This window comes from Nonomuraea sp. NPDC003709, assembly GCF_040610775.1.
Lineage (GTDB): Bacteria > Actinomycetota > Actinomycetes > Streptosporangiales > Streptosporangiaceae > Nonomuraea > Nonomuraea angiospora_A.
The window spans coordinates 123,252-142,967 of the sequence record NZ_JBEXMW010000024.1 but is presented as its reverse complement, the minus strand read 5'-3'; the positions used below and the strand labels follow the sequence as shown (position 1 = coordinate 142,967).

Genomic DNA, 19,716 nt, shown 5'->3' with positions numbered 1-19,716 from the left:
GGGGCACCCGCCCATCGAGCCACCGGCCGTCATGCCGGTGGTGTGGGAAGATCCTCCCCATACGTGCGGTACAGGGGAGGTCTCATGGAGCCGGTGGCGGTCGGGCTGATCGGAGCGGGCCCGTGGGCCGAGATGGCGCACGCGCCGATGCTGTCCAAGGGGCCGCACACGCGGCTGGCCGGGGTGTGGGCCCGCCGTCCCGAGGCCGCCGCCCGGCTCGGAGCACCGGTGTTCGAGCGCGTCGAGGAGTTGTTCGACGCCTGCGAGGCCGTGGCGTTCTGCGTGCCGCCCGCCGTACAGGCCGAGCTCGGCGTCCGCGCCGCCCGCGCGGGCAAGGCGCTGCTGCTGGAGAAGCCGCTCGCGGACACGCTGGACGGCGCGCGGCGCCTGGCCGAGGCCGTCGCGGAGGCGGGCGTCGCCTCCCAGCTGGTGCTCACCCTGCGGTACGCCCCCCAGGCCCGCGCCTTCCTGGCCCGGTGCCGCGAGATCCAGCCGTTCGGCGGCCACGCCGCGAACATCTCCGGCACCCTCCTCGGCGACCACCCCTTCGCCACCCCCTGGCGGCTGGAGCGCGGCGTGCTGCTCGACGTCGGCCCGCACGTGATCGACCTGCTGGGCGCCGCGCTCGGCCCGGTGACCGGCGTGCGCGCGCACGGCAACTCGCTCGGCTGGACCGGCCTGCTGCTCGAGCACGAGGGCGGCGCGGTCTCCGAGGCGTCGCTGTGCATGGCCGCGGTCGGCGACCTGCCGCCCGCGACGTTCGCCGTGTACGGCCGCACCGGCAGCGCCGTGCTCCCGCACTTCGACGACGACCCCCTGGACGCCATCGCCGAGGAGTTCGCCGGAACCGTGCGGAACGGCGGCGGCCACCCGCTCGACGCCGCCCACGGGCTCAGGCTCCAGGAGATCATCGCCGAGGCGGAGTCCCAACTGGCCCCTTGACGCCGCGGGCATCCGGAGGATTGATAGCGTTTGTCCGATGCGCAGGGTCGCAGCGAAGTCCGGTGCGAGTCCGGCGCTGTCCCGCAACTGTCATAGCCAGGTCGCCTGCCTCTGCGCTGACGTCATCAACCCTCGTGGAAAAGGGTGATCCGTCGCTCAAACGCGGGTCTCTCGGTTCCGACAGTGAAAGGACTACTCGTGAGGCCCCGACGTACGGCCCTCGCGGGCGCGCTGCTGGGAACGCTGATCCTGGCCGGATGCGGCCAGACCGGCACCACAGCCACCCCGTCCGCCGCCCCCAGCGCTTCCTCCGCCCCCGCCTCCGCCTCCGCGCCTGACTCCGGGGCGGGCTTCCCCGTCACCGTCGAGGCGGGCAACGGCAAGGTCACCCTCGCCAAGAAGCCCGAGCGGATCGTCTCCCTCTCGGCCACCCACACCGAGACGCTCTTCGCCATCGGCGCGGGCCCGCAGGTCGTCGCCGTGGACGACCAGTCGAACTACCCGGCCGAGGCCCCCAAGACCGACCTGTCCGGCTTCAAGCCGAACGTCGAGGCCATCGTCGCCCAGAAGCCCGACCTGGTCATCGTCTCCAACGACATCGACCAGATCGTCGCCGAGCTGGGCAAGGTGAACGTGCCCGTCCTGCTCGAACCGGCCGCCACCAAGCTCGACGAGGCGTACGAGGAGATCGCCGAGATCGGCGCGGCCACCGGCAACCAGGCCAAGGCCGACGAGGTCGTCTCCGGCATGAAGACGGCCATGGACAAACTGGCCGCCGAGGCGCCCAAGGACAAGAAGCTCACGTACTACCACGAGCTCGACCAGACGCCGTACGCGGCGACGTCCCAGACGTTCATCGGCCAGGTCTACGGCCTGTTCGGCCTCACCAACATCGCGGACAAGGCGCCCGACCAGGCGGGCGGCTATCCGAAGCTGTCGGCCGAGTTCGTGGCCCAGGCGGACCCCGACATGATCTTCCTCGGTGACGTCAAGTGCTGCCAGCAGAGCAAGGACACCCTGGCCAAGCGGCCGGGCTGGAAGGGTCTGTCGGCCATCAAGAACGACCAGGTGATCCAGCTCGACGACGACCTGGCCTCCCGCTGGGGGCCGCGCGTCGTCCAGCTCGCCGAGTCCATCGGCGCCGCGGTCGCCAAGGCCGGGGCCAAGAGCTGACCATGGCGGCGCAGGCCGGCCCGTCGAGGGCCAGACCACTCTGGATCGCGTGCGCCCTGGGCGTGCTGGCCGTCTGCATGATCGCCGGGCTGCTGGACGGGGCGGCCGACATCTCGCCGTGGCAGGTGGTGCTCCAGGCCGTTGACTGGCTGCCGTTCGTGCACGTGGACTCCGGGCTCGCGCCGGTCGAGCAGGGGCTGCTGTTCGAGCTGCGGCTGCCGCGGGTGCTGGTGGCGGCGGTGGTCGGAGGGCTGCTGGCCATGGCGGGGGCGGGGTACCAGGGCGTGTTCCGCAACCCGCTCGCCGACCCGTACCTGCTGGGCGCCGCGGCCGGGGCCGGCCTGGCGACGACCGTGGCCATCGTGTTGCTGCCGGAGTCGGGCGCGAGCATCCCCGTCGCGGCCTTCCTCGGGGCCGTGGGCGGGGTGTTCCTGGCGTACACGCTCGGCAACACCGCCGGGCGCTCCGGCGGCACCGCGACGCTGGTGCTGGCCGGGGTGGCGGTCACCTCGTTCCTGACCGCGATCCAGACGTTCATCCAGCAGTTCAAGGTCGAGGAACTGCAGCGCGTCTACTCGTGGATCCTCGGCGACGTGGGCGGCGGGTGGGACCAGTTCTGGCTGGTCCTGCCGTACGCCGCCGTCTCGGCCGTGCTGCTCCTGCTGCACGGGCGGATGCTGGACGTGCTGTCCGTGGGCGACGAGGAGGCCACCAGCCTCGGCGTGCGGGCGGCCAGGGTGCGCCTCACCGTGCTGCTGGCCGCCTCCCTGGCCACCGCGGCGGCCGTGGCGGTGAGCGGGCTGATCGGGTTCGTGGGCATCGTCATCCCGCACATCGTGCGGCGGCTGGCGGGCGGCTCGTACCGGATCGTCCTGCCGCTCTCGCTGATCGGCGGCGGGGCGTTCCTGGTGCTGGCCGACCTCATCGCGCGTACGGTGATCGCACCCGCCGAGCTGCCGATCGGAGTGGTGACCATGTTCGTGGGGGCGCCGTTCTTCGTCGGCGTCCTGCGCATGACCAGGCGGACTGCGACGTGATCAGCACCCAGGCGCTGTCGGTACGGCTCGGCGACCGCGAGGTCGTGTCCGACGTCTCCCTCCAGGTGCGCCGCGGCGAGTGGCTGGCGATCATCGGGCCCAACGGGGCGGGCAAGTCCACCCTGCTCAAGGCCGTCATGGGCCTCGTCGCGCACCGGGGCGAGGTCACGCTGGACTCCCGTCCGGCGGCCCGGCTCAAGCCCCGCGAACGTGCCCGCCTGCTGGCCTACGCCCCCCAGGCCCCGGCCCTGCCGCCCGACATGACGGTCTTCGACTACGCGCTGCTCGGGCGCACCCCGTACATCCCCTACCTGGGCCGCGAGAGCGCGCACGACCGGGAGGTCACCGCCGGCGTGCTCGAACGGCTCGACCTGACCGCGCTCGCCATGCGGCGCGCGGGGGAGCTGTCCGGCGGCGAGCGCCAGCGCGTGGTGCTGGCCAGGGCCCTCGCCCAGGAGGCGCCCGTCCTGCTGCTGGACGAGCCCACGACGGCCCTCGACCTCGGGCACCAGCAGCAGGTGCTGGAGCTGGTGGACCGGCTGCGGCGGGCGGACGGCCTGACCGTCGTCACCACCCTGCACGACCTGACCGTCGCCGGCCTCTACGCCGACTCCCTGCTCCTGCTGGCCGGCGGGCGCGCGGTGGCCTCCGGCAAGCCCGCCCAGGTGCTCACCGAGCCGTTGGTGGGACGGCACTTCGACGCCCATGTGAAGATCGAGCCGGGGCCGGACGGCCGGCCCGTCGTGCACCTCGTCAGGGGAGGGCCATGAAGCTCACATATCGGGTGGAGGACGGGGCGCGGCTGGGGGCGCTGCTGTGGAAGTTCGGGCCGGGCTGGCGGATGATCTCCTCCGCGCTGCTCGGCGGCGGGATCGGCCCGCGCGAGTGGGTGCTGAACGCGCAGGTGGTGGCCGGGTATTCACGGATGGACCCGGTCGACCACCTGCTGTCGTTAGGCCCGGAGGGGGACGGCGTCGGCATGCTGACCGCCGCCTCCGTCGACCGCTGCGTCCAGGCCTCTGACGGCGGCGTGGAGGCGTACGCGACCGTCGGCCTCCGCGTCCCGACCTGGGCCGCCGCCCCGGAGGGGAGCGCGGACCCGGAGCTGGCGCCGATGCGGGTGGGGACCATCAACATCGTGACCGTGCTGCCGGTGGCCATGACGGACGCGGCCCTGGTCAACGCGGTGATGACGGTCACGGAGGCGAAGTCCCAGGCGCTGATCGAGGCGGGCTTCCCGTGCACGGGCACGGCCTCGGACGCGGTCTGCGTGGCCGCGCCGGCGGAGGGGCCCGCGGAGCTGTTCGGCGGGCCGCGCTCGGAGTGGGGCGCCCGCGCGGCCCGCGCCGTCCACGCGGCGGTCCGCCAGGGCACCGAAGCGTGGCGGCCTCGTGACTTCACGTGACGGAAGTGTGCGTGAGGTCCGATACTTGGCACGTGATCTCCATCGCCGGGCCGACAGTCCTCCCTGGCAGGCCGCCCTATTCCGTCGAGGACCTGTTCACGTTTCCCGATGACGGGAATCGCTACGAACTCTTCAACGGAAGCCTCCTGATCAGCCCGCTGCCGACGATCCCGCACCAGCGGGCCATCTCCTGTGCGATGCGCGTTCTCGATCGCGAGGTGCCGCACGACCTGACGCCGCTGATGGGCGTCGGCGTGCAAGCGAGCGACCGGGACTTCTACATCCCCGACCTGGTGGTCGTGCCGGAAGAGGCGATCAAGGCGGACGAGCCAGTGCTCTCACCTGGGCAGGTGCATCTCGTCGGGGAGGTGGTCGGCCCGGACACCCAAGGGCGTGACAGAGCGCTGAAGGTTCTGGCCTACGCGGCGGCGGGCATCCCCGTCTACTGGCGCATCGAGCCGGACGAAGAGGTGCTCTACGTCCATGAACTCGACGGCGACACCTATGGCCCGCCGATCGCCTATGGAGCCGGGACCGGCGTCCCCCTGTCGTCGCCCTTCCCGGTGCGCTTCGACCCCGCCGACCTGGTCTCGAAGCCGTAGTCCTCGGCCGCCCCCCGTGGCGTGACGCGGCCCGCCTCCAGGTCGGCCAGGATCGCCTCGGGGTCGCGTTCGGCCGGTGGGCCGAGGCCGGCGCCGCCCGTCGTCTCCACGATGAACGCCTCCCCGGCCGCGAACCGCACGTTGTTGACCTTGGACGCCAGCCGTTCCACCGTCCCGTCCAGGTGGCGCCTGAAGAAGCCGCCGAGCCGCCCCGGCTGCCCGCCGGCACGGCCAGGGGGCGGGAGGCGGAGGCGGTCGCCACGGGTGGTGACGTGGCAGTCGGCCAGGAAACGGTAGACCGTGCGCGAGCCCAGCCCGCCGCGGAACCGGCCGGGGCCGCCCGAGTCCGGGATGGTCTCGACGGACTCGACGATCAGCGGGCAGCGGCTCTCCACCGGCTCCGCCTGCGGCACCGAGTTGCGGCCGATGCCGAAGTGCACGCCCGTGGCGTCCGGGCCGTCCAGGCCCCGGCGGGCGCCCACGCCGCCGAAGTCGTAGGAGAGGTGGATCCAGTACGGCGCCCCGACGGCGGCGATCGAGAACGGCTGCAGGATCCCGCTGGGGGCGATGGCACGCTCGGGGGCGGCGTCGGACATGGCCTGGAAGACGGCCTCCATGGCGGCGTAGATCGGGACGTACCGGCCGCCGCACGGGTAGGGGGAGCGGGCGTTGAGCAGGGAGCCCTCGGGCAGGCGTACGTCGATGGCGCGCAGGCAGCCGTCGTTCATGGGGATCGTGGGGTCGAGGAAGCAGCGGACGGCGAAGACGGCGGCGGCGAGGGACTGCGAGGCCGAGGCGTTGATCGCGGCCGGAACCTGCGGGCCGGTGCCCGCGAAGTCCAGCACGGCTCGTTCGTCGCCGAGGGTGACGGCGACCCGGATTTCATGCGATTTTTCGGGATTTATGCCGTCATCGTCGATCGGGTACGCCGCCTCGAACCGGCCCGCCGGCAGCTCGGCCAGCGCCGCGCGGGTCCTGGCCTCGGTGTAGTCCAGGTAGTCGTCGACGCCCGCGCTCAGGCCCTCCGCGCCGTACTCGCCGACCAGGGTCTCCAGCCGGGCGGCGGCCACCGCCGTCCCGGCCACCAGGGCCCGCACGTCGCCCATGACCTTGTCAGGGGTACGGCTGTTGGCCCGCAGGATGGCCTCCACGGTCGGGTCCAGGCCCTCCTCGGTGGCCAGGCGCACCGGCGGGAGCTGGAGGCCCTCCAGGAAGATGTCGGTCGCCAGCGGGGCCATGCCACCCGCCGAGAGACCGCCCAGGTCGGAGACGTGGATCATGGTGGCGGTGAAGTAGGCCGGGGTCTGGCCGACGAAGACCGGGCGGTAGACGAGCAGGTCGTTGGTGTGCACACCGCCCCGGTAGGCGTCGTTGAGCACGTACACGTCGCCCGGGCTCATCCGGTCCGCGGGGATGTCCTTGAGGAGCTCGGGGAGCGCCACCTTGAGCGCCATGCTGTTCATGAGGGTGGTGGCCATGGACTGGGCGATCAGGCGGCCCCGGGCGTCGAGGACGGCGGCCGAGGCGTCCGAGCCCTCCACGATGAACGTCGAGTACGCGGAGCGGACCACCACGATGCTGGCCTCTTCCGCCGCGACGACGAGCGCGTTCCTGAGCACCTCGGCGGTCAGGAGGTCGGGCATGTCGTGCTCCTGGTGAGGTGGACGGCGCGGGTCTCGGCGAGGGTGGCGGTCCAGCCGGGCGGGACGACGATCGTGGACTCGGCGTCCTCGATGATCGCGGGGCCGTGGAGCGGGCCGCCGGCCATGGTGTCCCTGGTGTGGACGGGGACTTCGGCGTAGCCGCCGGTCTCCGGGAAGTACGCCCGCCTCGCCCGGGGCACGGCCGCCGCTGCCCCGCCCCCGGCTGTCGCGTCTTCGGCTGCCCCGTTCCCGGCTGCCCCGTCGCCGGCCGTCCCGTTCCCGGCGGCCTCATTCCCGGTGGTGTCGGGGGGTGGGGAGGTGGGGGCGGTGAGGTGGATGCGGTAGCTGACCAGTTCGATCTCGCCCCGTTGCGCGATCCCGTACACCTCCTCGTACCGCGCGAAGAAGCGGGACGCCAGCTCCTCCCGGGAAGACGTCCACCCGACGGTCAGGTCGTGGGACTGGCCCTTGAAGCGGACGTCCACCGACCGTGACACCAGCACCCCGGGGTCCGAGAGTGAGACACCCAGGTCGGCGGCGGCGTCGGTGGCCAGGGAGGTGAAGACGGCGGAGGGGTCGGGGGCGTCCAGGCGGGACAGGACGCGGTCCGTGGAGAGGGCGCCGGTGAGGAGTCCGGCCGCCGAGGCGACGCCGCAGTGCGCGGGCACCACGACCGTCCCGATCCCGAAGCGCTCCGCGACCCGGGCCGCGTGCATGGGACCGGCGCCGCCGAAGGCGACCAGGGCGAAGCCGCGCGGGTCGATGCCGCGCTGCACCGTCACCACGTGCACCGCCGACGCCATCGAGGCGCTGACGATCTCGTGCACGGCGTACGCGGCCTCCTCCCGGGAGACCCCGAGCGGCGAGGCCAGCCGGTCGAGGGCCTTGGCGGCCAGGTCCGGGGTCAGGGGGAGCGAGGCCGAGGAGAGGTAACCGAGGACCAGGTTCGCGTCCGTGACCGTGGGTTCGGAGCCGCCCAGGCCGTAACAGGCGGGCCCGGGGGAGGAGCCCGCCGAGTGCGGGCCGACGCGGAGCGCGCCGGCCGCGTCGAGCCAGGCGACGCTGCCCCCGCCCGCCCCCACCTCCGCCAGGTCGATGGCCGGGGTCTTGATGGGCACGCCGGTGCCCGCGCGTCGGCCGCCGAAGCTGCCCTTGCCGCCGACGTGGAACTCGTTCGTGATCTCGGGCGCACCGCCGCGTACGACGCACGCCTTTGCGGTGGTCCCGCCCATGTCGAACGAGATCACGTCCGGGAACCCGGTCCCGGCCGCCGCCAGCACCCCCGCCGCCGGGCCCGACTCGATCGTGGCCACCGCGCGCCGGGCGGCCAGCTCGGCGGAGATCACACCGCCGCTCGACTCCATGACGTGGACGGGCGCGCGGATCCCGATCTCGGCCAGCCGCTCCTGGAGCTGCGAAAGGTACGAAGCCATCAATGGGCCGATATATGCGGACATGATGGTGGTGGTGGCGCGCTCGTACTCGCGGATCTCCGGCCAGATCTCCGACGACGTCACCACGTCCGGGATCGACTCCCGCAGGAGCTCGGCGACCTGCCGCTCATGGGCCGGGTTGGCGTACGAGTGCAGCAGGCAGACCGCCGCCGACGTGATGCCGCGGGCCGTGATCGCCGCAGCGGCCCGGCGTACGGAATCGAGGTCCAGCGGCGTCAGCACCGCCCCGCGCGCCGAGACGCGTTCCACCACCTCGAAGCAGTCGCCCGCGGCCACCGGCGGAGGCGGCGGCGAGAAGCGCAGATCGTAGCGGTCCTCCTCGACCCGCGCGTAGCGCCCGAGCGGGATGGCGGCGCGAAAGCCCTGGGTGGTGACAAAAGCCACCCGGACCCCCTTGCGTTCGAGCACCGCGTTGGTGGCCAGCGTCGTCGCGTGGACGACCCGCGTGACCTGCGCGGGGTCGCGGTCGCCGAGCGCGCGCGTAACGCCGGCCACGATGCCCGCGATGGGGTCGTAGTGGGTGCTCAAACATTTGGCCACGGCAATCGCGCCGAACGTGCCTCCAAGGACCACATCGGTGAAGGTGCCACCGACATCTACGCCGATCGTGTAGCCCACCTGGGTACGTTATGCCCCCTAGCAAGCGCTTGTCTACGTGGCGGTCTATTGACTTACAGCATGCGATTGGGACCCTGGTCCTAGACCTGCGTTGGGAGCGGAGATGGCGCGCCTCACAGCTCTTGCCGGTGGCGTCGCGACGGCACTGGTGCTGATCGCGATGCCGGCCGCGGCTCACGAACACCCGAGCGGGATCACCGACCTGGTGACCCCCGCCGTGGTGCGACTGGAAGCCGTGTCTCATGTGGAGATCACCCTGCTCGACCACATCGGCGAGCTCAAACATGTGGAGCGGTCCTACGACATCCCGTTCGCCGCGGGCACGGGGACCGTCGTCAACCCCGACGGCACGATCGTCGCGCTCAGGCGCCTGGCCGTGAACCCCAACGACGTCGCGATCTACGCGGCGAACAAGGTCTTCGCCGAGCACCACAAGGTGAAGATCCCCCTCGACTACGAGAAGCACAAGCTCAAGGACGACCTGCTCAACCACCACCTGGCGGAGTGCTACCCGCCGAAGACCGACACCGCCACCTGCATCATCAACGTGACCACCGAGATCACGGCCTATCCCAACGTGTCGCCGCCGACCCCCAACGGCATCAAGGTCAAGTGCATCAAGGCCGGCCCGACGCCCGACAGCCCCGCTGTGCTGGTGCCGGTGACCCCCATGACCGGAGGCGTCGGCATGCCCACCGCGCCGCTCGCCGACCAGGTGCCCGAGCAGGAGGGCGCGCCCACCAACGTGGCGGGCTTCCTCGGCCGGCCGGGCCCGAAGGTCCTGGAGACCGTCGAGATCGCCCACCTGGGCAAGGGTGGCGGGGGCGGTGACAACGGCAGGCCGTTCGCCGACCCGGAGAAGAAGGTGGACGAGCCGGTCAAGCTGGGCGGCCTGGCCGACCAGGGACTCATCGGCGCCCCCGTGATCGGCGACAAGAACGGCCACGTCATCGGCCTGCTGGTGGGTGGCGGCAAAGAGGGCAGGATGATCGGCGTCAGGGAGATCAACGGCATCCTGGCCGCCGCCAAGGTGGCGCCGCGCAGAGGCGCGATCGACACGGCGTTCGAGGCGGCGCTGACCCGCTACCACACCAAGTACTACACGGAGGCCGCGCCCGGCTTCCAGCGCGTGCTCGAGCTCTATCCGGGCAACGTGGTGGCCGCCAAGCTGCTGAAGACCTCGCTGGAGAAACGGGGCGGGCCGGAGGACCAGGGTACGAAACAGGTGGCGGCCACCACCACCCGGTCGACCCCGCTGTGGCCGTTCATCGTGGCGGCCGGAATCCTTTTCATGGCGGCCGCGGGCGGGGCGTATCTGCTGTGGCGCCGCCGTGCTCCTGAAAAGGTGACAGAGCCGCCAGAACCACCGGGGGCGGCCGCGCCACCGCTCGACGACGGGGCCAACCAGACCGTGGTCGTACGGCGGTCGCAGGCGTTCCCCATGGTCCCGCAGCAACAACAGCAGGTGATGACCGCGCCGAACCCGGGGATCAAGTACTGCACCTCGTGCGGCATGCGACTCGGGCCCGCGCATCGCTTCTGCGGTTACTGCGGCCACCCCATCGAGACGTGATGCCATTGAACGAAAGATCGCTTATCGGCCAGGAGGTGGCCGGGTACTACATCGAGGACATCGTCGGCAAGGGCGGCATGGCCGTGGTCTACCTTGCGCTCGACCCCAGGTTGAGCCGCCGGGTGGCGCTGAAGATCCTCAACCCGGTGCTCAGCGTCGACGACCGGTTCAGGCAGCGGTTCATCCTGGAGTCCAGAACGGTCGCCAGCATCGAGCACCCCAACATCATCCCGATCTACGAGGCCAACGCGGACGCCGACGGCGTCCTCTACATCGCCATGCGCTACGTCGACGGGCTCGACCTGCGCCGGCTCATCTACGACCGCGGACCGCTGCCGATCGCCCAGGCAAACCAGGTCTTCGCCCAGGTCGCCGCCGCCCTCGACGCCGCGCACGCGCACGACCTGATCCACCGCGACGTCAAACCGGCCAACATCCTGATGGCCGGCGACCACGTCTACCTCACCGACTTCGGCATCACCAAGCACCGCTCGTCGATCTCCGGGCTGACCCAGACCGACCAGTTCATCGGCACGCCCCGCTACATGTCGCCCGAGCAGATCAACAAGGAGCACATCGACGGCCGCGCCGACCAGTACGCGCTGGCGTGCGTGGTCTACGAGGGGCTGTCGGCGCGGCTGCCGTTCCAGCGCGAGAACGACATCGCCCTGCTCTGGGCCCACCTGGCCGAGCAGCCGACGCCGCTGTCGCAGCTCAGGCCCGACCTGCCCGCGCAGATCGACGCCGTGATGATGCGGGCGCTGGCCAAGGCGCCCGAGCAGCGTTACGCCACCTGTACGGAGTTCGTGACCGCGCTGCGTGACGCGATCAGCGGGCACCAGTCCGACCCCATGAGCGGCCCCACCAGCGGGCCGCACCTCGTGCCCCGCCAGGGTCCCCACTCCGGGCCGCACCCGGCGCCGTACCCCGCGCCTGTCCCGGGACCCACGACCGGACCCACGACGGGACCCACGACGGGACCCACGACCGGCCCCCCGACCGGCCCCGCGTCTGGGCTCACCTCAGGCCCGCGTCCCGCGCCCGTCCTGGGGCCCCCGTTCCCGCCGATCGGGTCGGACCGGGCCCCCGCGCCCCCCACGCATCCGACCGCGCCCAAGAAACGCCCGGGACGCGTCCCGATCGTGGCCGCCACGCTGGTCGCCGCCGTCGCGGCCCTCGCGCTCGTCGCCATGATCATCATGAACCACCGCGGCGACACCTGGTCCCGCTACAAGACCAGCGCCGCCGCGCCGCTCACGTTCGAGTACCCGGGCGACTGGACCGTGCGCACCCACCAGGACCTGTTCGCGGTGGTCTCGCCGCACGCCCAGGAGTTCGAGTCCCTGTTCGTGGCCGGCCCCGGAGCGGACTGGTCGGCGATCTCCCAGGTCGTCGAGGACGACCCCGACTCCGCCTCGGGCGTCTACGTCCAGGTCTCCGACACCCTCGACGCCGGCGGCAACTCCGAGCAGATGAAGGCCAAGATGGAGGCCCTGCTGCCCGGCCAGGTCGACGTCGGCAAACCCGTGCCGGACCAGGCCGGCACCAGTCCCGCCACCCGCTTCGACGGCTCCCTGCACGACCCTGCGTCCGGCACCAGGCTGGGCTTCGTCAGCTACGTGATCGACCGCCAGCCCAAGACCATGCTCGTGATGTACTTCTGCGCCAAGGCCACGTGCGACGACGCCACCCAGACCCGCATCCGGCAGAGCGTCCATGTGTCGTGACTTGTGACTCACTTGCGTGCGGCTTGGCCTGGGTGTTCAAGGCGGGTGCCCGGCGTCTACCCTCCGGCTTGTGGGCATTCGCATAGTCATCGCCGACGATCAGGCGATGGTCAGGGCCGGGCTGCGCATGGTCGTCGACAGCGATCCCGGCATGGAGGTGGTCGGGGAGGCGTCCGACGGGCGCGAGGCCGTCGCCGTGGTCAGGCGTACGCGGCCGGACATCGTGCTCATGGACATCTCGATGCCCCGGCTCGACGGGCTGGCCGCGGCCAAGGAGCTGCTGGACGACCCGTCGCCGCCCAAGGTCATCACGCTGACCACGTTCGACACCGACGAGAACCTCTACGCCGCGCTGCGCGCCGGCACCAGCGGGTTCCTGCTGAAGGTGTCGCCGCCGGAGCAGCTCCTGGAGGCGATCAGGGTGGTGCACGCGGGTGACGCGCTGCTCGACCCGGCCGTGACGAGCCGGGTGATCGCCACGTTCGCGGGCCGGGCCGAGCCGACGCCCTCGCCCCGGCTGGCCGAGCTGACGCCGCGCGAGCTGGAGGTGCTGCGGTTGCTGGCGCGCGGCCTCACCAACGCGGAGATCGCCGGGGAGCTGTACGTGGGGGAGGCCACGGTCAAGACGCACGTGGCGCGGGTGCTGATGAAGCTGTCGCTGCGCGACCGGGCGCAGGCCGTGGTCTTCGCGTACGAGACCGGGGTGGTTCGGCCGGGCGCCGCCTGAGGGTTTGGCGGTACATGGAGCATCATGTGTATATTTTCCGTCAGAAGGCGGTAGATACAGGAGATATTTCATGCAAGCGTTCCCTCGGGTGCTGTTCGACGAGGCTCACAGCGAGTCGTGGACCGTTCGGCGCGAGGTGGCCGAGGCCATCAACCCCGCCCATCCCGACGACAACAGCTACGCCCGCGCGGCCGGGCTGCTCCGGCACCTGGGGCACACGGTCGGCGCCCACACGGCCGGCGCGCTCACGCCCGAGACGCTCGCCGAGCAGGACGTCCTGGTGATCGCGCACCCGTCGGGAGAGCGGTGGGAACGTACCATCGGGCAGGGCAGCCCCGTCTTCACCGCCGCCGAGCTGGACGCGATCGAGTCCTTCGTCGCCGACGGCGGCGGGCTGGTGGTGCTGGCCGAGGAGGAGCAGGACAAGTACGGCAACAACCTGCGTGAGCTGCTCGGGCGGTTCGGGGTGGGCGTGGCGCACACCACCGTGCGCGACCCGAAGCACGCGCACCGGGAGGTGGCCACCTGGGTGCTCGCCGAGCCCGCCACCACCTCCGGCCTGCTCGCCGGGATCCGTACGGCCTGCTTCTACCGCACCGGCGTCCTCACGATGGAGAGTGAGGGCGAGGGCGAGGGCGAGGTGCTGTTCGCGACCTCGCCGACCGCCGACCCGGCGGGCGCGCCGCTGGCCGCCGCCGTCCGGTACGGCAAGGGGCGCGTGGTCGCGTTCGCCGACTCCGACCTCTTCGGCGACGACTCCATCGAGGACTACGACCACCGGCGCCTCTGGGGGAACGTGGTCACCTGGGCCGCCCGCGTCCCGGACGCCGGCGACGCCGCAGCGTCGCGCGACGAGGCCAAGGCGGCCGGGTTCGCCCGGCTCAAGGCGGCCGTCGAGGAGCTGCGTCCGCTGCAGGTCAAGGACGGCTCGGTGCCGGAGGAGAAGGAGCGGGCGAAGGCGCTGGTGGCCGAGATCGGCGCGCGCCTGGGCGAAATATCGCCATATTTCCCGCATGACGCCGCGTACCTCCAGGCCGTCCAGGCTGACCTGGCGAAGTGGGCCGAGCAGGACCTCGGCGTGCCCGACTTCCTCGACTCGCTCGACCTGTTCCACCCCGACACCCAGCGCGAGGACGGGCTGGAGCACGTCGTGGTCTTCCCCATGTACACCCAGAACGGCAACCCCGCCCGCAACCTGGAGGCCGTCTGGATCCGGACGATCTGGCCGGACTGGCTGGCCGGGCTGGAGGCGGGCGGCTACGACAACCCGATGTTCGTGCCGATCGCGTTCGAGGACTTCACCTCCGGCTACGACACCCACTCCGCCGTGCTCTTCCCCGAGACGGTCGCGGTGCGGCAGGCTCCGGCGCGCTTCACCTGGGGCGGGATCTTCGCCGATCGCGAGGCCGCCAGGTTCAGGCGGGTGTCGCAGGCCGCCGCCGAGACGCTCAAGCTCGACCTGCCGCCGGACGCGGCCAGGCTGCTGGCCTCGCAGCGGCTCGCGCAGGACACGTTCGTGCTCTGGGACCTGGTCCACGACCGCACCCACAGCCACGGAGACCTGCCGTTCGACCCGTTCATGATCAAGCAGCGGATGCCGTACTGGCTGTACTCGCTGGAGGAACTGCGCTGCGACCTGACCGCGTTCGGGGAGGCCGTCAAGCTGGAGGCCCAGGGCGTGCCGCACGCGCGGTACGTGCAGGTGGCGATCCTGTTCGACCGGCTGTTCAGGTTCCCGATCACCGGGGAGCGGGTGCGGAACTACGACGGGCTCGGCGGGCAGCTGCTCTTCGCGTACCTGCATCGCAACGACATCGTGCGCTGGACGGACAACCGGCTCACGATCGACTGGGAGCGGGTCGCGGACGGGGTCGCCGACCTGCGGGGCGAGGTCGAGAAGCTGTATCGCGACAGCATCGACCGGTCCAAGCTGGCGCACTGGCTGGCGGCGTACGAGCTGGTGGGCGCATACGTGGCGCCGCATCCCGGCTCCGTCTGGGCCAAGGGCGTCCAGGCGCTGCCGGAGGAGCAGAAGGCCAAGGTGGACGCGGTGCTGCCGGACGAGTTCCCCCTGAGCATGTTCTACGAGGCACTGCGCCGTAAGCTGGCCGAAGTGGTCGAATCGACTAAGGGACTTCGCGCATGATCATTCTGGTTACGGGTGCTGGAGGGCCGACAGGGGAGGCCGTTTCCGAATATTTCCGGAAAAATGGTCATACGGTGATCGGGGTCGACAAGGAGGACGTCGACCTGCTCGACCGTACCGCCGTACAGGGCCTGGCCGACTGGATCGAGCGCGATCACGGCCGCGTGGACGGCGTGGTGCACCTGGTCGGCGGCTGGCGCGGCGCCGGCTCGTTCGCCGAGACCAGCCTCGACGACTGGGACCTCCTGCACGACCTGTTGATCCGCACGCTCCAGAACGTGTCGCTGGCCTTCGAGCCGCTGCTGCGGGACAGCGACAACGGCCGCTTCGTGATCGTCTCGGCCAAGGCGGCCGAGCGGCCCTCCGCCGGCGGCGCCGCCTACGCGGCGGCCAAGGCGGCGGCGGAGGCGTGGACGCTCTCCCTCGCCGACGCGCTCTCCGGCACCGGCAGCGCGGCCACCATCCTGGTGGTCAAGGCCCTGGTGAACGACGCCATGCGGGCCGAGAAGCCCGCCGCGAAGTTCGCCGGCTTCACCGACGTACACGACCTCGCGGAGGCCATCGGCGGCCTCTACGACCGCCCCGCCGCCGAGGTCAACGGCACCCGATTGGACCTTACTGCGTGACTTCCCGGCACGACCCCCGGCTCAAGGCGTTCGCCAGCGACAACTACGCCGGGGTACACCCCGAGATCCTCCAGGCCATCGCCGCCGCCAACGGCGGCCACCAGACCGCCTACGGCGAGGACGTCTACACCGAGGCCATGGCGGAGGTCTTCAAGCGGCACTTCGGCGAGCAGGCGCAGGCCTGGCCGGTCTTCAACGGCACCGCCGCGAACGTCGTCTCCCTCCGTTCGATGACCACCCACTGGGAGGCGGTCATCTGCGCGGAAAGCGCCCACATCCACACCGACGAGGGCGGCGCGCCCGAGGTGGCGGGCGGCATCAAGCTGCTCACCGTGCCCACGCCCGACGGCAAGCTCACGCCGGAGCTGATCGACCGGCAGGCGTGGGGGTTCGGCGACGTGCACCGGGCGCAGCCGCGCGTGGTGTCCATCTCCAACACCACCGAGCTCGGCACCCTCTACACGGCCGACGAGATCGCGGCGATCTGCTCGCACGCCCATGACCTGGGGCTGCTCGTCCACCTCGACGGCTCCCGCCTCACCAACGCCGCCGCCGCCCTCGACGTCCCGCTGCGGGCCCTCACGACGGACGTGGGGGTGGACGTGCTCTCCTTCGGCGGCACCAAGATCGGGCTGCTGTACGGCGAGGCCGTCGTCGTCCTCAACCCGGCCGCCGCCAGCGGGGTCGACTACATCCGCAAGACGTTCATGCAGCTGTCGTCGAAGATGCGCTTCGTGTCGGCGCAGTTCGAGGCGCTGCTGTCGGGCGACCTGTGGCTGCGCAACGCCCGCCAGGCCAACGCCATGGGCCGGCGCCTGGCCGAGGCGGTCAGCGGCATCCCGGGGGTGACGCTCACCCGGCCGGTGGAGGCGAACGCGGTCTTCGCGATCCTGCCCCGGGACGTGACGGAGCGGCTGGCCAAGCGGTTCCGGTTCTACACGTGGAACGAGGCGACGGGGGAGGTGCGGTGGATGTGCGCCTTCGACACGACGGAGTCCGACGTGGACGCCTTCGCCGCCGCCCTCACCGACGAGATGCACCCCTGACCCCTGCGTCGCCGGTGGTCGTTATGGCTTGGCGGGGGTGGTCCGCAGGGCGAGGCGGGCCGCCTGCCAGCCGCCCATCCCGTGTACCGACGGGCCGGGTGGGGTGGAGGCCGAGCACAGGAAGACGCCCGGCAGCGGGGTGCGCCACGGCGCCGGCGACCAGACGGGGCGGCGCAGGAACTGGACCAGGCTGGTCAGGCCGCCGGTGATGTCGCCCCCCACCAGGTTGGGGTTGGCGGCCTCCATCGCGGCCGGGCCCATCGTGTGGCGGGCCAGGACGCGGTCGCGGAAGCCGGGCGCGTACCGCTCGATCTGGGTCTCGATGGCGTCCGTCATGTCCACGGTCGAGCCGGCGGGCACGTGGCAATAGGCCCAGAACGTGTGCCCGCCCCTCGTCGGATCCGCCGCGTACGGCTGGACCGCCAGCACGTACGGCCGGGGCGAGTGCCGGCCGGCGGTCGTCTCCGCCTCGCTCAGCGCGATCTCCTCCAGCGTCCCGCCCAGGTGCACCGTGCCCGCGTCCGCCACCGCCGGATCCCGCCACGGCACCGGCCCGTCCAGGGCCCAGTCCATCTTGAAGACGCCGGGACCGTAGCGGAAGCGGGCCAGCCGCCGCCGGTAGCCCGCCGGGAGGTCCGCCATCGCGAGGAACTGCCGGGGCGAGACGTCCAGCACCACCGTCGGCGCGGACAGCTCCGACAGCCGGCGCACGCGGTGGCCGGTGACCGCCTCCCCGCCCAGCGACCTGAGCTCGGCCACCAGCGCGTCGGCCAGCACCTGCGACCCGCCCCGCACCAGCGGCCAGCCCGCCAGGTGGGCCAGGGACGCCAGCATCAGCCCGTATCCGGCGGTGATGGGCGCGCGCAGGTCCCGTACGGAGTGGGCGGCCATGCCCGCGATGAGCGCCCGCCCCTCCACGGTCCGGAACGCCCGCCGGGCGAACGTCGTGGCGGGCAGGGCCGCCGCGAGCCCGAACCCGGCCGCCTGCGCGAACGTACGCGGCCCCGTGGCCCGCCACGGGCCGAGCGGCTTGAGGAGCAGGTCCACCAGCGGGAGCCCGGCGCGGGCGGCCGCGCCCACGGTCGCCAGCCAGGCGCCCGCGTCGCGGCCCAGGCCCTGGGCGGTGCGGTGGGCGTCGCGGTGCACGAGTACGGCGGGACGGTCGTCGAGCGGATGGGCCACGGGCACCGGAGGATGCGCGAACTCCACACCCGGAAGGTCCAGCGCCCGGAACGCGGGAGACGCCACCGCCATCGCCATCACCGTCGCGCACAGGTCGTGTACCCGCCCCGGCAGCGTCAGCTCGCCGGAGCGCAGCCCGCCGCCGAACCGGTCGGCGGCCTCCAGCAGCAGCACCCTGCGCCCGGCGCGGGCCAGTGTGACGGCGGCGACGAGCCCGTTGGGCCCGGAGCCCACCACGACCGCGTCGGCGTCCCCGTCCACGGCCGGCCTTACTGGGGCTTGAGGATCGACGGGTAGGGCTGCGCGCCGCGCTGCTTGAGCAGCTCCGTCATGAGCTTGATCTCGCCGCTCTGCCCCTGGACGATCTTCTGCGCCATGCTGACGACCTCGGCGCGCGTGGACAGCTTGAGCAGCCCCTCGGCCATCTGCACACCCCCCTCGTGGTGGCGGATCATCAGCTGCAGGAACAGCACCTCGGCCTGCGTGCCCTGCGCCTCCTTGAGCTGGGTCAGCTCCTGCGGCGTGGCCATGCCGGGCATGGAGCCGGGCGCGGCACCGTTGGCGGGCGTCGCGGTGCCGCCGTGGCCGTGGCCGGCCATCCAGGCCATCGGCTTCTGGTCGCTTGCCTGGTCGAGACCCCACTGCTGCAGCCAGCCCAGGAACATGCCGCGCTGGTTGGCCTGGGTGTTGATGATGTCGAAGGCCAGGTTTCTGATCTCCTTGGCCGGGCCCTTGTCCCTGACGATGAACGACATGTCCACGGCCTGGGCGTGATGCGTGGCCATGTCGCGGGCGAACCCGGCCTCGGCCGAGGTGTCGCCGGGCGTGCCGTCACGGCCGAACAGGAAGAATGCGGCCACGGCGAGCACGAGCACGCCGCAGGCGATCAGGATGGGTTTACTCACGGGCTTTTCCATGGCCCGTCCAGCGTACCCACCGATGGCGTCGTGATCGGACGCTTATAAGCGCCTTATTCTCCGCATACGCCGGGAGGCAATAGGGTGACCGGAGTTGGTACGCCGATGGAGGAACGATGACGAAGGAGAAGGCGCAGGCGAGGCGCGAGCATCTTGCGAAGATGCGGGCCGAGCAGAAGCGCAAACAACGCCGCGCCGCGCTGCTCATGTGGGGGACGGGCGGTCTGATCATCGTGGTGCTCGTCGGCGTGGTCGGCTTCTACCTGGTCAAGCAGGCCAGGGAGACCTCGTTGGACGCCGTGGCCAGTTACAAGTACGAGGCCGGGCAGCACGTGTGGAACGCGGTCACCTACAAGGAGAACCCTCCGGTGGGCGGCCAGCACAACAACTACTGGCAGGCGTGCTCGGTCTACGACAAGCCCATCCACAGTGAGCACGCCGTGCACTCCATGGAGCACGGGGCCGTCTGGATCACCTACCGGCCCGACCTGCCCAAGGCGCAGGTCGACAAGCTGAAGGAAGTGGCGTCGTCCACGGGCCAGCAGGACTACATGCTGGTCAGCCCGTACCCCAACCTGCCCGCGCCGGTGGTCGCGTCGTCGTGGGGACACCAGCTCAAGCTGAACGACTCCGCCGACCCGAAGCTGGCGGCGTTCATCAAGAAGTTCCAGAACGGTAAGGACACGCCGGAGCCCGGCGCCACGTGCGGCGGCGAGGACGCCATCACGACGACGGCCGACCAGGCGCCGCTGCCGCCGGAGCCGAAGGCCAACCAGCAGCAGCCGCCGATGGAGACCATCTCGCCGACGCCCGGCCAGTCGCAGAAGTAGCCCGCGCGGGGCCGGTGGGCATCGGCCGGAGCCGGGAACTGCGGTACGCCGGAGGGGCGGGTGGGTGG

Annotated in this window: 17 protein-coding genes; 13 read left to right on the top strand and 4 right to left on the bottom strand. The window is 71.7% G+C overall.

The annotated features are described in order from the left end of the window. Positions 1-84: 84 nt before the first annotated feature. From ABZX61_RS50475 to ABZX61_RS50450, 6 genes are all read left to right on the top strand, one after another. The gene (locus ABZX61_RS50475) at positions 85-942 is read left to right on the top strand and encodes a Gfo/Idh/MocA family oxidoreductase (protein WP_355206367.1); all 858 of its coding nucleotides are present in this window, start codon (positions 85-87) and stop codon (positions 940-942) included. Between the two features lie 198 nt (positions 943-1,140). Beyond that, on the top strand, positions 1,141-2,115 hold the full coding sequence (locus ABZX61_RS50470) for an ABC transporter substrate-binding protein (protein WP_355206364.1): 975 nt from the start codon (positions 1,141-1,143) through the stop codon (positions 2,113-2,115). Positions 2,116-2,117: 2 nt separating this feature from the next. Next, entirely contained in the window at positions 2,118-3,152 is a 1,035-nt protein-coding gene (locus tag ABZX61_RS50465; protein ID WP_355206361.1) for an iron ABC transporter permease, read from the top strand. Beyond that, entirely contained in the window at positions 3,149-3,922 is a 774-nt protein-coding gene (locus ABZX61_RS50460; RefSeq protein WP_355206359.1) for an ABC transporter ATP-binding protein, read from the top strand. Before ABZX61_RS50465 ends, ABZX61_RS50460 begins: the two co-directional genes overlap by 4 nt. Beyond that, positions 3,919-4,557, top strand: a complete 639-nt coding sequence (locus ABZX61_RS50455; RefSeq protein ID WP_355206356.1) for an adenosylcobinamide amidohydrolase — start codon at positions 3,919-3,921, stop codon at positions 4,555-4,557. Before ABZX61_RS50460 ends, ABZX61_RS50455 begins: the two co-directional genes overlap by 4 nt. Positions 4,558-4,589: 32 nt before the next feature. Further along, a complete protein-coding gene (locus tag ABZX61_RS50450) occupies positions 4,590-5,159 on the top strand; it encodes a Uma2 family endonuclease (RefSeq protein ID WP_355206354.1) in 570 nt (189 codons plus the stop codon). Here ABZX61_RS50450 and ABZX61_RS50445 read toward each other — a convergent pair. After that, on the bottom strand, positions 5,078-6,802 hold the full coding sequence (locus ABZX61_RS50445) for a hydantoinase B/oxoprolinase family protein (RefSeq protein WP_355206351.1): 1,725 nt from the start codon (positions 6,800-6,802) through the stop codon (positions 5,078-5,080). The genes ABZX61_RS50450 and ABZX61_RS50445 overlap by 82 nt on opposite strands. After that, complete coding sequence (locus ABZX61_RS50440; protein WP_355206348.1) at positions 6,787-8,874, bottom strand: hydantoinase/oxoprolinase family protein; 2,088 nt, start codon at positions 8,872-8,874, stop codon at positions 6,787-6,789. The genes ABZX61_RS50445 and ABZX61_RS50440 overlap by 16 nt, the downstream gene beginning before the upstream one ends. A 103-nt stretch (positions 8,875-8,977) precedes the next feature. Here ABZX61_RS50440 and ABZX61_RS50435 point away from each other — a divergent pair, with 103 nt between their 5' ends. The 6 genes from ABZX61_RS50435 to ABZX61_RS50410 all read left to right on the top strand — a co-directional run bounded on the left by ABZX61_RS50435 (position 8,978) and on the right by ABZX61_RS50410 (position 16,719). After that, positions 8,978-10,447 (top strand): zinc ribbon domain-containing protein, encoded by a 1,470-nt coding sequence (locus ABZX61_RS50435; protein ID WP_355206345.1) that lies wholly within the window; start codon positions 8,978-8,980, stop codon positions 10,445-10,447. After that, positions 10,447-12,174, top strand: a complete 1,728-nt coding sequence (locus ABZX61_RS50430; RefSeq protein ID WP_355206343.1) for a serine/threonine-protein kinase — start codon at positions 10,447-10,449, stop codon at positions 12,172-12,174. Before ABZX61_RS50435 ends, ABZX61_RS50430 begins: the two co-directional genes overlap by 1 nt. A gap of 70 nt (positions 12,175-12,244) precedes the next feature. Beyond that, positions 12,245-12,901, top strand: a complete 657-nt coding sequence (locus tag ABZX61_RS50425) for a response regulator transcription factor (RefSeq protein WP_185072735.1) — start codon at positions 12,245-12,247, stop codon at positions 12,899-12,901. 70 nt (positions 12,902-12,971) lie between these two features. Beyond that, entirely contained in the window at positions 12,972-15,047 is a 2,076-nt protein-coding gene (locus ABZX61_RS50420; RefSeq protein WP_355206340.1) for a DUF6421 family protein, read from the top strand. After that, entirely contained in the window at positions 15,044-15,673 is a 630-nt protein-coding gene (locus ABZX61_RS50415; protein ID WP_350728684.1) for an SDR family NAD(P)-dependent oxidoreductase, read from the top strand. Before ABZX61_RS50420 ends, ABZX61_RS50415 begins: the two co-directional genes overlap by 4 nt. Next, positions 15,670-16,719: a low specificity L-threonine aldolase gene (locus tag ABZX61_RS50410; protein WP_355206336.1), complete on the top strand. Its 1,050-nt coding sequence runs from the start codon at positions 15,670-15,672 to the stop codon at positions 16,717-16,719. The genes ABZX61_RS50415 and ABZX61_RS50410 overlap by 4 nt, the downstream gene beginning before the upstream one ends. A gap of 21 nt (positions 16,720-16,740) precedes the next feature. Here the strand turns inward: ABZX61_RS50410 and ABZX61_RS50405 are convergent, their stop codons facing one another. After that, positions 16,741-18,162, bottom strand: a complete 1,422-nt coding sequence (locus tag ABZX61_RS50405) for an NAD(P)/FAD-dependent oxidoreductase (RefSeq protein WP_355206334.1) — start codon at positions 18,160-18,162, stop codon at positions 16,741-16,743. Positions 18,163-18,170: 8 nt separating this feature from the next. Continuing rightward, complete coding sequence (locus ABZX61_RS50400; RefSeq protein ID WP_355206331.1) at positions 18,171-18,806, bottom strand: DUF305 domain-containing protein; 636 nt, start codon at positions 18,804-18,806, stop codon at positions 18,171-18,173. Positions 18,807-18,934: 128 nt separating this feature from the next. Between ABZX61_RS50400 and ABZX61_RS50395 the strand changes: the two genes are divergently transcribed. Beyond that, positions 18,935-19,648, top strand: a complete 714-nt coding sequence (locus tag ABZX61_RS50395) for a DUF3105 domain-containing protein (RefSeq protein ID WP_355206328.1) — start codon at positions 18,935-18,937, stop codon at positions 19,646-19,648. The last annotated feature ends 68 nt before the right edge of the window (positions 19,649-19,716 follow it).